The sequence below is a fragment of the Sphaerotilus sp. genome (assembly GCF_034519685.1).
GTDB lineage: Bacteria > Pseudomonadota > Gammaproteobacteria > Burkholderiales > Burkholderiaceae_C > Sphaerotilus.
Window position 1 is genome coordinate 171245 of sequence record NZ_JAXHOF010000007.1, and the last position, 12269, is coordinate 183513.

Annotated in this window: 11 protein-coding genes; 5 read left to right on the forward strand and 6 right to left on the reverse strand. The window is 68.5% G+C overall.

The genetic code is table 11. The annotated features are described in order from the left end of the window. Nucleotides 1-190: 190 nt before the first annotated feature. A complete protein-coding gene (locus U5O44_RS22710) occupies nucleotides 191-2941 on the reverse strand; it encodes an SUMF1/EgtB/PvdO family nonheme iron enzyme (protein ID WP_322590706.1) in 2751 nt (916 codons plus the stop codon). Nucleotides 2942-3128: 187 nt separating this feature from the next. On the opposite strand from U5O44_RS22710, the gene U5O44_RS22715 reads away from it, so the two are divergent. The 3 genes from U5O44_RS22715 to U5O44_RS22725 all read left to right on the forward strand — a co-directional run bounded on the left by U5O44_RS22715 (nucleotide 3129) and on the right by U5O44_RS22725 (nucleotide 6046). Continuing rightward, nucleotides 3129-4285 (forward strand): IS3 family transposase gene (locus U5O44_RS22715; protein WP_416222103.1). Its coding sequence is split into 2 segments (ribosomal slippage): nucleotides 3129-3411 and nucleotides 3411-4285, totalling 1158 coding nucleotides; the frame shifts between segments, so codons are not numbered across the junction. 236 nt (nucleotides 4286-4521) lie between these two features. After that, nucleotides 4522-5727, forward strand: a complete 1206-nt coding sequence (locus U5O44_RS22720) for a multidrug effflux MFS transporter (protein ID WP_322590707.1) — start codon at nucleotides 4522-4524, stop codon at nucleotides 5725-5727. A gap of 16 nt (nucleotides 5728-5743) precedes the next feature. Next, the gene (locus U5O44_RS22725; RefSeq protein WP_322590708.1) at nucleotides 5744-6046 is read left to right on the forward strand and encodes a hypothetical protein; all 303 of its coding nucleotides are present in this window, start codon (nucleotides 5744-5746) and stop codon (nucleotides 6044-6046) included. A 24-nt stretch (nucleotides 6047-6070) separates the two neighbouring features. On the opposite strand, the gene U5O44_RS22730 is transcribed toward U5O44_RS22725, so the two are convergent. Together U5O44_RS22730 and U5O44_RS22735 are read right to left on the reverse strand one after the other, a co-directional pair. Beyond that, on the reverse strand, nucleotides 6071-6913 hold the full coding sequence (locus U5O44_RS22730) for a DUF4394 domain-containing protein (protein WP_322590709.1): 843 nt from the start codon (nucleotides 6911-6913) through the stop codon (nucleotides 6071-6073). A gap of 76 nt (nucleotides 6914-6989) precedes the next feature. Further along, the gene (locus U5O44_RS22735) at nucleotides 6990-7652 is read right to left on the reverse strand and encodes a YiaD family glycine zipper/OmpA-like lipoprotein (protein ID WP_322590710.1); all 663 of its coding nucleotides are present in this window, start codon (nucleotides 7650-7652) and stop codon (nucleotides 6990-6992) included. A gap of 208 nt (nucleotides 7653-7860) precedes the next feature. Here U5O44_RS22735 and U5O44_RS22740 point away from each other — a divergent pair, with 208 nt between their 5' ends. Continuing rightward, the gene (locus U5O44_RS22740; protein ID WP_322590711.1) at nucleotides 7861-9141 is read left to right on the forward strand and encodes a THUMP domain-containing class I SAM-dependent RNA methyltransferase; all 1281 of its coding nucleotides are present in this window, start codon (nucleotides 7861-7863) and stop codon (nucleotides 9139-9141) included. Between the two features lie 35 nt (nucleotides 9142-9176). On the opposite strand, the gene U5O44_RS22745 is transcribed toward U5O44_RS22740, so the two are convergent. Together U5O44_RS22745 and U5O44_RS22750 are read right to left on the reverse strand one after the other, a co-directional pair. After that, nucleotides 9177-9626 (reverse strand): hypothetical protein, encoded by a 450-nt coding sequence (locus tag U5O44_RS22745; protein WP_322590712.1) that lies wholly within the window; start codon nucleotides 9624-9626, stop codon nucleotides 9177-9179. Then, a complete protein-coding gene (locus U5O44_RS22750) occupies nucleotides 9580-10200 on the reverse strand; it encodes a nucleotidyltransferase domain-containing protein (RefSeq protein WP_322590713.1) in 621 nt (206 codons plus the stop codon). The genes U5O44_RS22745 and U5O44_RS22750 overlap by 47 nt, the downstream gene beginning before the upstream one ends. A gap of 122 nt (nucleotides 10201-10322) precedes the next feature. On the opposite strand from U5O44_RS22750, the gene U5O44_RS22755 reads away from it, so the two are divergent. Further along, nucleotides 10323-11309, forward strand: a complete 987-nt coding sequence (locus U5O44_RS22755; RefSeq protein WP_322590714.1) for a Bug family tripartite tricarboxylate transporter substrate binding protein — start codon at nucleotides 10323-10325, stop codon at nucleotides 11307-11309. Nucleotides 11310-11333: 24 nt separating this feature from the next. Here U5O44_RS22755 and U5O44_RS22760 read toward each other — a convergent pair whose 3' ends face one another. Next, the gene (locus U5O44_RS22760) at nucleotides 11334-12173 is read right to left on the reverse strand and encodes an HTD2 family dehydratase (protein ID WP_322590715.1); all 840 of its coding nucleotides are present in this window, start codon (nucleotides 12171-12173) and stop codon (nucleotides 11334-11336) included. Between the last annotated feature and the right edge of the window lie 96 nt (nucleotides 12174-12269).

Below are 12269 nucleotides of genomic sequence, written 5' to 3' on the forward strand. Positions count from 1 at the left end.
CCAGGGAGCGAGCAGCGTGGTCCCGCAGGGCGTCACGGGCGATGGGCGCATAGACGAGCCGGGGCGCGGTCAGATCCACCGATCCGCCGCGCCCCGCCTGCGGCGGGCGGGGGAAGTCTCCCCCGCACCCCCTCCAGAGGCGCCGAGTCACCCGAGTAGCAGAGTGCAGAGCTGGCCGAGGCCCGAGAACTCAAACAGGGGAACGCCGCAACACCACACGGAACCCCAAGAAGCTGCCGCGGCCGCCAGGGAGAAACCTGAAGCGGCAGGCACAACGCAGGCTGTCCGCGGAATCGAACCACGAACCGCCGCGCACGACCCGCCACACATCATCTGGAGCATCTAGATGCTCACGCTTCGCTGTCAGCTCATACGGGTACTTGAAGGTTGGCTCCCTGAGATCCGTGCTCCATAGACTGCGTGTCCATTCCCAGACGTTGCCCGCCATTTCCTCGCAGCCATAGGGGCTCGCCCCTGTCGGAAAGGCGCCGACCGCGCTGGTCTGCCCGATCGCGCCCTCGATGCTGTTGGCCCGCTCGGCATCGAAGTCGTCACCCCAGGGATGGACACGCTGCACGTTGCCGTTCGGCTGCAACGCACCGGACGGTTGGCCCAAAACGCGCGTGATCGCGTCGATCCCGACCGGCTGAGGCACCACAGGGACACGGTCGCCGCCGCGTGCCGCCTTCTCCCATTCCGCTTCGGATGGCAGCGCCACTTCCCACCCCGCTGGCAGCCGGTCGCGCCAGCGCCGGGTCAGCCATGCACAGAAGCGGCGGGCGTCGTGGAAGGTCACATGCAGCGCGGGATTGTTCGAGCGAACGCCGAGGCTGTCCGTGTCGTCGGGCGTGTTGCCGTCGTTGACGAACGCCAGCCATTGCGCCGTTGTTACCGGATACCGCGCCATGAAATACGCCGAGGGCAGATCGACCGGATGCACGGGCAAGGAATGGTCGTCCCAGCTCTCGCCGCCCATCGTGAACGCCCCCGCTGGCACGAAGCAGAACTGCATCGCATCCACGCCCGTCACCTCGGGCCGCGGGTCATCCAGCTCGGCCAGCGTACACCCGGCCAACGCCCGCTCCTGTGCCAGCAGCTTCGGGTGCCGCAGCAGCTTCAGTTGCCAGTCGCGCATCAACGCGAGGTGGGACTCACGCCGCTCGGGCACGTTGCGCAGCTCGACGTTCTCGGCCAGCACCTGCCCGGCCAGCAGCGCGCCGTGGCGGTCGGCGTCGCTGTCGTCTCGGCCCTTGCAGCACAGCGCGGTACTCAGCTCCCAGACCGTCGATTTCGATCCCGTCGCCGCCTTCGCGGCGGCCAGGAGCGTGACCTCGCGCCAGCGGTTCAGATCAGCGCGCGCGAGTTCGGCGAGTGCATCGGGGAAGTCGGCGTCGGTCAGGTGGCAGGCGGCCAGGTACTCCTGGAACGAGCGGTGCGGAAACTGGTAGCGCCCGACCCCCTGCGACGACAGCAGGCCGGCGCGGTCGCGCAGGTAGTCTTCCAGTTGGCGGACCATCACGTTCGGATCGTTCGATGCATTCAGCAGCGCCAGCGTGAGCTGGCCTTGCGGAATGTCGGCGGTGCCTTCGAGCTTGGGCTGGTCGCGGTGCGCCTCGAACGCCAGCCGGTTGAGCTGTGCGCGGATGTCCTTGCGGCTCGACTTCAGCCACTCCGCCAGACTCGGCAGCACGACGCGCGTGCCGTCGTCGCGCACATGCACCTTCAGGTTCTCCCACTGGTTCAGCAGCATGTCCACCGCGCGGTCGTACAGCGCCTCGCGGTTCTCCGGCAGGCTGCCGCCGCGCTCGGTCTGGATCTGCGCCATCAGCGTCAGCAGCAGCGGGCGCATCGCCAGCTCGCCGATGCTCGGGTTGTGGTCGGTCTCCCGCGTCAGCCGTTCGGCCCCGTCCTGAGCGGCCGCTTCGCTCATGCGCGCCAGCTCGACCATGTGCCCGAACCATGCCTGCACGAAGCCGTGGATCTGCGCCCGCGTGAAGTCCCCGAGTTTCACGTCCGCAAAGCCGTTCAGTCGCCACTGCTGCTCCTGGTAGGCATAGGTGCGGCTTGTGACCACGACCCGGCAGCGCGGGAATGCAGTCACGAAGGTTTCCACCGCCTGCTGGATCTGGACGCGGCGCGTGTCGGCGTCGGGCACTTCGTCGAGGCCGTCGAACAGGACCAGCCCGCCTGCGCCCTGCAGCTCGCCAAGCAACGGTTGCTCGAAGGCGTCCTGCTTGTTGGTGCGCAGGTTGCGAGCAATGTGGTTCCAGACCACCTGGGCCGTGATCGGCGTGCCCGGCGCCGGCAGTTGCGCCGCCAGATCGCGCAGCACGACCCGCACCGGCAGCAGCGCGCCGTGGTCCCAGCGCTGGGGTTTTGGCGATTCCTTGTCTTTGTCTTCCTGCTCGTCCCGCGCACGCGGGATCGGTGCCGTGAGCCACGCCAGCCCGAGTCCCAGCCCGTCCTCGCCCAGCAGCTCGTCCGCCATCGCCAGCGCGGCGATGTTGACGAAGGTGCTCTTGCCGCTGCCAGGGCCGCCGAGCAGTACCAGATGCGACTCCCGGTTCATCACCTCGACGGCAGACAGGGGCGGCGCCTTCTCCATCTGACGCTGCGCAAGGGCGACGTCCTCCGCACGCTCCGTGAGCAAGGCGGTGTAGACGGAAGACAGCCGGATCTGCGAGGCGCCCGTCTCACCAGACAGCGCGAAGTGGTTGAGCTGCCCGACGAGGTGCGCGAGATAGGCGCTGCGCATCTGCTGGGCCGTCGCGCCGGGCTGGGTGCCCTGCTGGATCAGGAGCTGGATGATGCCGGTGTTGTTGCCCATCACCAGCGCGCTGCCCGCCCCGACCGCGATCGCCTTTTCACCGATGGCGGCAGCGCCGTCCTGCACGGTGACCGCCGTGGCGGGCTGCGTCGGCAGCGTTCCGAGCAGTTGCACGGGCGCTGGCGTCGGTGCTGGCGCCAACCATCCTGTGATCTTTTGTATCCACCCCATTCCCTGTCCCTCCCGGCAGTGCGTCGGGCAGCGTAGCGGGGAACGCGCAGAAATCAAGCTTCCGGCAAAATGTCGTGGTCCAATTTAAACGGACACCTCGATAGGGGATTTTTGACCCGAAGAGGAAAACATGACAGACATGAGCAAACAACCGCGAAGAAAGTTCGACCCGGCCTTCAAGCTGCAGGTGGTGCGGATGATTCGAGAACAGAACGTGAGCCTGAGCCAGGTGTGCCGGGACATGGACCTGGTGGACAGCGCGGTGCGACGCTGGGTGGAACAGTACGATGCGGAGCAGGCGGGTGGGCCCGGGCAGGGCAAGCCGTTGACGGGCGACCAGCAGCGCATACGCGAGTTGGAGGCCGAGAACCGTCGCCTCAAGGAGGACGTCACGCTGTTAAAAAAAGCGTCTGCCTTCTTTGCCCGGGAACTGCGGTGACCTACGAGGTGATCAAGCAGGCGGCGAAGAAGGCCGAGGTGAGCAGGCTGTGCGCACTGCTGGAGGTCAGCCGCTCGGGGTTCTACGCCTGGCGGGTGCGTACCGGTCGACCCGAGGCCGTGTGCGCCACCGGTGTCCGGCTGAAGGCGGCGTTCGAGGCCAGCGGGCGCTGCTATGGCAGCCGCCGGCTCACGGCCGCGCTGCGTTCGCAGGGTGTCGAGGTCGGCCGCCACCGGGTACGCACGCTCATGAGGCGCCACGCCCTGCAGGCCCGCTGGCGGCGCAAGTTCGTCCACACCACTGACAGTCGGCACGATCTGGCCGTGGCCGACAACGTGCTCGACCGGCAGTTCCAGCCCACCGCCCCCGACCGGGCCTGGGTGTGCGACATCACCTACATCCGCACCCGCAGCGGCTGGCTTTACCTGGCCGCCGTGCTCGACCTGTACTCGCGCAAGATCGTCGGCTGGGCCTGCGCGCCGAGCATGCCTGCCGAGTTGGTCTGCTCGGCGCTGCACATGGCCCTGAGCGTGCGCCGGCCTGCGCCCGGGCTCATCGTCCACTCTGACCGCGGCAGCCAGTACGCCAGCCTCGTCCACCGGGCCATGCTCCAGCAACACGGCATCGTTTGCAGCATGAGTCGCCGGGCAAACTGCTGGGACAACGCCGTCATGGAGCGCTTCTTCCTCAGCCTCAAGACCGAACGTGTCTGGCAGCGTGACTATGCCAACCACGCCGAGGCGGCCTCCGACATCGCCGACTACATCGTGCGCTTCTACAACCCTGTGCGCCTGCACTCCACCCTGGGCTATCTCTCCCCGGCTGACTTCGAGCGCCAGTCCGCCTGAACCCGCTTTTTACCTATCGGACTGTCCGAAAAAACTTGACCACGACAAAACGGTAGGCGTCCGACTGATCACGCCGGACCATGAAGTCTCGCCACGGTCTGCGCATAACGCGGATCCTCGCCTTCGCGAGGATGGCGGGGTGTGGGGTGGGTGACTCAGGCGGCCACACAGAGGAAACCCACCCCGGTTACCATCATCCGCTTGCCCGCTCGCGTCCTCCCCGGCCGCCTCCCCCCATGCAGTCCGCCCTCTTCCGCCACGCCCTCGTGCTCGGCCTGGTTTCCGCGATCGGTCCGTTTGCGATCGACATGTACCTGCCGGCGCTGCCCGAGATCGGCCACAGCCTGAACGCCAACGTGGCGCAGGTGCAGCTCAGCCTGACGGTGTTCTTCCTGGCGCTCGGCCTGTGCCAGTTGCTCTACGGCCCGCTGTCGGACCACTTCGGCCGCAAGCCGCCGATGTACTTCGGGCTCGCGCTGTTCGTCGCCGGCAGCATCGGCTGCGCGCTGGCGCCGGACATCGAGACACTGATCGTGCTGCGCTTCATCGCCGGGGTGGGCGCCTGCGCGGGCACGGTGATCCCGCGCGCCGTCGTGCGCGACCTGCACACCGGCGTGGAGGCGACCAAGCTCACCTCGATGCTGATGCTGGTGTTCAGCGTCTCGCCGATCCTGGCGCCGCTGGCGGGCAGCCTGGTGATCTCGGTGGCGAGCTGGCGCTGGATCTTCTGGACCGTGTCGGCGCTGGGCGTGCTGGGCATCGCGCTGCTGGTGTCACAGCTGGAGGAAAGCCGCCCCGCCGCCTCGCGCACCGCCTCGACGCTCGGCGGTGTGCTGGCGACGTACTGGACGCTGCTGCGCGACCGCCACTTCATGGCGCTGACGCTGATCGGCGCCTTTGGCATGTCGGCCTTCTTCGCCTACCTGGGCAACTCGTCCTTCCTGCTGATCGGCCACTACGGCGTCACGCCGATGCAGTACGGCTTCTTCTTCTCGATCAACGCCGCCGCCTTCATCGGCATCGCGCAGTTCAACGGCCGGCTCTGTGCCCGCTACGGGCTGGTGCGCGTGGTGGAAGCGGGCGTCGCGGGCTTCGCCTCGATCGCGCTGCTGCTGTGGGCATTGTTCGCGCTCGGGGTGGACCGGCTGGATGTGCTCAGCGTGCTGGTGTTCTTCAGCTTCGGCTGCCTCGGGCTGGTGGTGCCGACGACGGCGGTGCTGGCGCTGGAGACCCATGGCGAGATCGCCGGCACGGCGTCCGCGCTGCTCGGCACCACGCAGATGGTCACTGGCGCGGTCGTGATGGGCGTGATCTCGCAGTTCGTCGACGGCTCGCCGCTGCCCATGGTCACCGGCATCGGTGGCTGCGCGCTGATCGCCGGTGTGCTGACCTGGTTCACCTTGGCGAAGGCGGCGCATGCGTCGTCGGCGCCGGCCCACTGACCTTGCACGTCCTGCCATGTCCGACGACCACGACAACCAGATCCTGATCCCCGAGTCCTTCCTCGACCTGCACCGCGACCGCCACCGCACGCGGCTGCGCACCCCGATCGCCGAGGTGCGCGTGCGCTACGAGGCCTGCGAAGACCTCGCGCAGCAGCTCGTCGCGCAGGCGCAGCACATCCACTTAGACCTCGGCGTGTCTGAGGACGAAGTGCTGATGCGCATGGAGGCGGGGCTGCAGTCGCCCGATTCCGGCTTCACGCCGGAGGAGGCGGTGTGGGTGGTGCGGCGGCTGGCCGAGCTGCTGCAGTGGGACTGAGCGGCCGAGCCTGAGCAGCAGAGGTCACGGCTCGATCGCCATGCCCCATAGCGCCTGACCGTTGCCGATGCTGCCGAGCAGAGTGGCGCGGCCGGTGGCCAGGTCGAGCTGGTGCAGCCGGGTGCGGCCTTGCTGGCGCAGGGCGGCCAGGGCGGTATTGTCCGTGTCGGTGATGTCGAAGGCCACGTCGTCGACTGGCCCGGTGCCCATCGGCCCGACCGTGAACAGCCGGCCGGTGTTCGGCGACACGGCGGGCTGGACTGACTCGTGCGTGCCCTGCGTGACCAGGCTGCCGGCGACCAGGTCGATGGCGTAGTTGGTCGTGAGCTTGTCGTTGGTCTTGTGGTAGGTGTAGGCGGCACCGGCGATGCGCGGGGTGCCGCTTCCCTGCAGTGCCGGGTCGACCGCGGCGACGGCGCCGGTGTCGGGGTGCAGGCGCAGGTTCAGGCCCGACTCGGTGACGACGCGCACGCGGTCGGCGACGGGGTTGAAGTCGAAGCCGGTGCGGCCGGACTGCTTCAGCGCCGGGATGGCCGTGCCGATCGGCTGGAGCTGCCCGGTGGCGGTGTCGAGCGTGCAGAGCTGGCCGCCGGAGGTCAGCGCATACAGCACGCCCCGGGCCACGCGGAAGTCGAGGCCCACGAGCTGCTCGCCGGGCGCCAGGCCCTTGAGCGGCAGGCGTTGCAGCAGCTTCTGCGGCTGGCCCGCGTTGAAGCGGACCAGCTCGGCCGTGTCCGTCACGGCCCAGACGGTTTCGCGTCGGGCCGTGGGGGCGGGTTCAGCCGGGGGCAGGGCGCAGCCGGCGAGGGCAGCCAGGCTGGCCAGGGCCAGCAGGTGGCGCGAAACGGGGAGGTGGAGGTGTGGCATCCCCGTGGTTTCGGCGGCCGGCGGGCAAGGTTGAGGCCCCCCGGTACCGCGCCGGATGCGCGCGCCGCCCTCGGGCTCAGGAGCCTGCCTTCTCCGGCTCGCGCAGGAAGATCTCGACGCGGCGGTTCTTGGCGCGGCCGTCGGCGGTGCTGTTGTCGGCCACCGGCTGGCGCTCGCCCTTGCCGTCGACGGCGATCCGCGTGGCCGAGACACCTTGCGAGACCAGGTAGTCGCGCACCGATTCGGCGCGGTCCAGCGACAGCGGGTTGTTGACCGCGTCGGTGCCCTGGCTGTCGGTGTGGCCGACGATCTGCACGCGCATCGTCGTGTCCAGCCCCTGGGCGAACTTGGTCAGGATCGGGGCCAGCTCGGGGCGGATGTTCGAGCGGCCGGTGTCGAAGGACAGGTCGCTGGGCACGTTGACCTTGAGCTGGTTGTCGTCCGTGCGGGTCACGCCGACGCCGGTGCCTTCGGTGGCCTGCTCCATGGCCCGGCGCTTGTCTTCCATCTTCTTGGACCACAGGTTGCCGGCCACGGCGCCCACCGCGCCGCCGATGACGGCGCCCGAGCCGGCCTTGCCGCCGGTCACCTTGCCGAGGACCGCGCCGACTGCGGCACCCGCCGCAGCCCCGGTCGCCGTGCCCTTCTGGCGCTCGCTCATGTTGGCGCAGCCGCCCAGGAGCAGCGCGGCCGACGTGAGGGCCAGAACCAGGGGACGTGAAGGGGTGAATTGCATCATGGTGCGAAAGCTCCGTTGTCGAGGGGTACCAGCGTAGTCTGCCGGGTGCCCCGGAATGCACACCATCCATTAAGACAGTGTCCGGATGTATTGAACGTTTGAAAGCGGTGTGTCGATGACGGTCGCGAGGTGACGATCGGTACCTGTGCGTGTGCGCCTGTATCGGCGGGGCATCCGGGGCGACAATCGCGGCTGACCACGAAGACGGATGACTGCCTTGAACCCGACCCCCCTGTTTCTGCCCTGCGCTGCCGGCGTCGAGCCCCTGCTGGCCGATGAAGTGCGCGCCATCCTGACCGCAGCCGGTGCGCCGCGCGCGGCCGAGTCGGTGCAGCTCGGCCGTGGTGGCATCTCGCTGATCGGCAGCGTCCACACCGCGATGCGCCTGAACCTGGAGAGCCGGCTGGCGCCGCGGGTGCTGTGGCAGGTCGCTGAAGGGCGTTACCGCGACGAGGAGGATCTGTACGACATCGCCCGCACGGTGCCGTGGACCGACTGGATCACGCCGCGCCAGACGATCCGCGTCGACACCTCGGCGGTGCGCTCGCCGCTGCAGAGCCTGCATTTTGCGTCTCTGCGCATCAAGGACGCCGTCTGCGACGTGATGCGCGAGCAGACCGGCGAGCGGCCGAACGTCGATCCGCATTTCGCCGATCTGCCGCTGCAGCTGCATGTCGGCGAGGACTACGCACAGCTCTACGTCGACCTCAGCGGCGAGGCGCTGTTCAAGCGCGGCTGGCGCGAGGTGCAGGGCGAAGCGCCGCTGAAGGAGACACTGGCCGCCGCGATGCTGGCCGCCGCTGGCTGGTATGGCCGCCCGCAAGACGGCGACCTGCTCGACCCCTGCTGCGGCGCGGGCACCATCGCCATCGAGGCCGCGCAGATCGCCTGCGGCATGGCACCGGGCCTGCAGCGCACGTTTGCCTTCGAGAAACTGGCCCCGTTCCGCGCCGAGGTGGTGGCGTGGCAGTCGATGAAGGCCGAGGCGCGCGCGCGCATCCATGCGCCGGCCGTGCGCATCCACGCCGGCGACGTGTCCTTCCGCATGACCGACTTCGCCACGCGCAACGCCGAGCGCGCCGGCGTGGCCCACGCCATCGAGTTCAAGACCGTCGATGCGCTGCAGCGCAACGCTCCGGCCGACCGTGGTGTGCTGATCCTGAACCCGCCCTACGGCGAGCGCATCGACGCCAAGGGCACCGGCTCTGCCCCGGGCGGCTACCGCGACTCGCGCGAGCAGTTCGAGGGCGGCGGCACGTCACAGGCGTTCTTTGCCGCGCTGGCCACGCACTGGAAGCGCCAGTACGCCGGCTGGTCCGCCTGGGTGCTCAGCCCGGACGCCAAGCTGCCGCAGGCAATGCGGCTGAAGGAGTCGCGCCGCGTGCCCATGTGGAACGGGCCGATCGAGTGCCGGCTGTTCCGGTTTGATCTGGTGGCGGGGTCGAATCGGGGCGCACCCGATTCCGCTGGGCCTGCACCACGGCGTTGATGTTCCGGCTGGGGGCGATCTGGGGGCGATCGTGTCTATGCGATGCCCAGATCGGCCACCAATGCGGTCACCCGGGCGAGCAGTGCTTCGGTGCAGGTGATGAGTGCCTGAACGAATGCCTCGGTGACATCCAGGTCGCCTTCGTACTCCGCCAGATTGCGTTTGCCGTGGGCGAGGTTGAGGATCTGCCACTGCTGGGCGGTCCAGCCTGCCGTGTGCTCCAGACATTGGAAGACCAGGTACCGATTTTCCGAACGATAGCCCTGCGCCCGCATGGCAGCCAAGGCGGTGGCGTGTGCCGCGTTGTAGGCCAGATCGAACCTGCTTTCGATGGACAGGCTGGCCACATGGCTGTCCTTGAGTCGTACGCGGGCAGAGTGCAACAGGCCACGCAACTCCCGTCCATCGGGCGGCTCTGCATCCAGCTTTCGGATGCGCTCAAGGTTCTGCAGCGCGGGAATGGCGGAGGAGTCTCTGGAGGTCATCTTCGTTGCCTTTGACGAACAGCTTGGGTTGGGCGAGCACACGGGTCACGAATGCGCGCCCTTCGGCATGGCGGAGGGCCAGCTCTTCTTCGGTGTAGAGGGTTGGGTTGACAGGCGCCCCCAGGGTCGTCTGGGGCGCTTGCAGGGCGCTCATCAGTTCGGCGTAGCCGAGGTGGTCCGAGATCACCATCAGATCCACATCGCTGGCGGCATGGGCTTGTGCCTTGGCCACCGACCCGTAGATGAAGGCGACGGTGATGCGGCTTTCCAATGATTTCAGCGCCTCCCCCACGACCCCCGCTGCGCCAACGGTGCGCATGATGAGCGTGTGCAGGGCCGTGAAGACAGGGGCATCGCGGTTGACCTGGAAATGCTTCTGATTTCCGACGGACCACGTCAAGACCAGCCCAGCCGCCTCCAGGCGACTGAGTTCTCGGTGGGCGGACCCGGTGCCCACCCGGGCCAAGGCGATCACTTCATTCGCATAGAACGACCGGTCGGGTTGACCGAACAGCACGGCGAGAACCCGTTGCTGCGTTCTGGAAAACAGTGCGTCGGCGACAGATATTCCCATGTAGGGAATTTACATTCCCAATAAAGGAATGTCCAGCGATGCTGGCTCCATGTCAGGGCTGGCACCCACTGCCGCTGCCACTACCATCGCAGCGTGCCCTGCAACCCGATGGAGATCCCCGCATGCCACGCATTTCCCCGACCCGCCGCCTGCTGCTCGCCCTCGCGGCGGCGTTCGTCACCGGCCTGAGCGCCGTGCCCGTCCACGCCGACACCGGCAAGACCGTCCGCCTCCTCGTCGGCTTCCCGCCCGGCGGCGGCACCGACGCCATCGCCCGGCTGCTGGCAGAGCGGCTCAAGGACGAACTCGGCGCGCCCGTGATCGTCGAGAACAAGCCCGGCGCCGGCGGCCAGCTCGCCGCGCAGGCGCTCAAGGCCGCCGCGCCCGACGGCACGACCTTCTTCCTGTCGCACGACCACACCATCACCATCCTGCCGCTGGTGGTGAAGGCTCCCGGCTTCGATCCGGCCAAGGACTTCGTGCCGGTCGCCGGCTTCGCCACCTTCGTCAACGCGCTGGCCGTCTCGGGTGGCACGCCGGCGAAGTCGGTCAACGAGTATGTGAACTGGGTGAAGACGGCCGGCGCGGGCAAGGGCGCGGTCGGTGTGCCGGCGCCCGCGTCGGTGCCGGAGTTCCTCGTCAAGGTGATCGGCGAGAAGTACAAGCTCGACCTGATTTCCGCGCCCTACCGCGGCAGCGCGCCAATGATGACCGACATGCTCGGCAACCAGATCGCCGCCGGCGTCGGCTCCGTCCCCGACTTCATCGAGAACCACAAGGCGGGCAAGGTGCGCGTGGTCGCGGTGCTCGGCGGGGCGCGGCAGGCGGCGCTGCCGGACGTGCCGACGTTTGCCGAGCTGGGGCTGGCGGGGTTCGAGGACGTGCCGTACTACGGTGTCTTCGCGCCCGCCGGCACGCCGAAGGAGACGATCGAGCGCTTCGGCGCTGCGCTGAACAAGGTCATCGGCCAGTCCGATGTGCGCGAGCGGCTGACCGGCATGGGGCTGACGGTCGGCTACATGCCGTCCGAGCAGCTCGGCCAGCGCGAGCACGCCTACAAGCAGGTCTGGACGCGCATCATCAAGGCCAGCGGCTTCCAGCCGCAGTGACCACGAGGCGCGCCCCCAGAGGCTTCAGAAACTGGCGTCAGCGCGCATCGAGACGGTGCCATCAGGTCGGGCGACCCACACCAGAAGGCCGCTTTCGCTGTCGGCGGCATGCAGGATCAGCTCCTGCCCGACCACGCTCGGCTCCAGGCCGCGGTAACGAAAATCCTTGAGCGGCTGGCCCGCCACGCGCTGGGCATGCGCCGCCAGCAGCGTGGCGTTCAAGGGGCCATGCACGACGAGGTTGGCGTAGCCCTCCACGTCGCGGCAGTAGTCCACGTCGTAGTGGATGCGGTGGCCGTTGAAGGTCAGTGCCGAATAGCGGAACAGCAGCGTCGAATTCGGCGCAAAGCGCTCGCTGTGCGTGGGCACCGGCATGACCGGCGGCAGCACGGCCGGGCCACGCGGGCCGGGATCCTTGTAGACGATGTCGTGGGTCTCCGACAGCGCCACGCATCCGTCCAGCAGCACGTCATGCCGCACCGTCACGAACACCAGCTCACCGCTGCGGCCTTGCTTGTGCTCGACCGCCTCGATGCGCGAGCGCTTTTGCACGGTCGCCCCCAAGGGCAGATCGGCCTCGAAGCGCAGGTGGCCGCCGGCCCACATGCGGTTGGCCAGCGGCACGGGCGGCAGGAATCCACCACGCGCCGGGTGCCCATCGCGGCCCAGTTCCGCCGGGGGCAGGCCTTCGAGGAAATACAGCCAATGCCACAGTGGCGGCAGCGGCTGCCCCGCGACCAGGGCCTCGCGCGGCAGGCCCAGCGTGGCCGCCATCAACTGCGCCTGACGCACGGACAGCGTGTCGTCGACGAGGCTCTCGCGCCCCACCCATTGGCGCAAACGGACGATGTCCACCTGGCTCATGCCGGCTCCTGACGGCGAACTCGGCGCGTCTCGCTGCGAATGGACACCACCACCAACTCTGCGAGCGGCTTGGCTCGCAGGACGGACTCGGACACT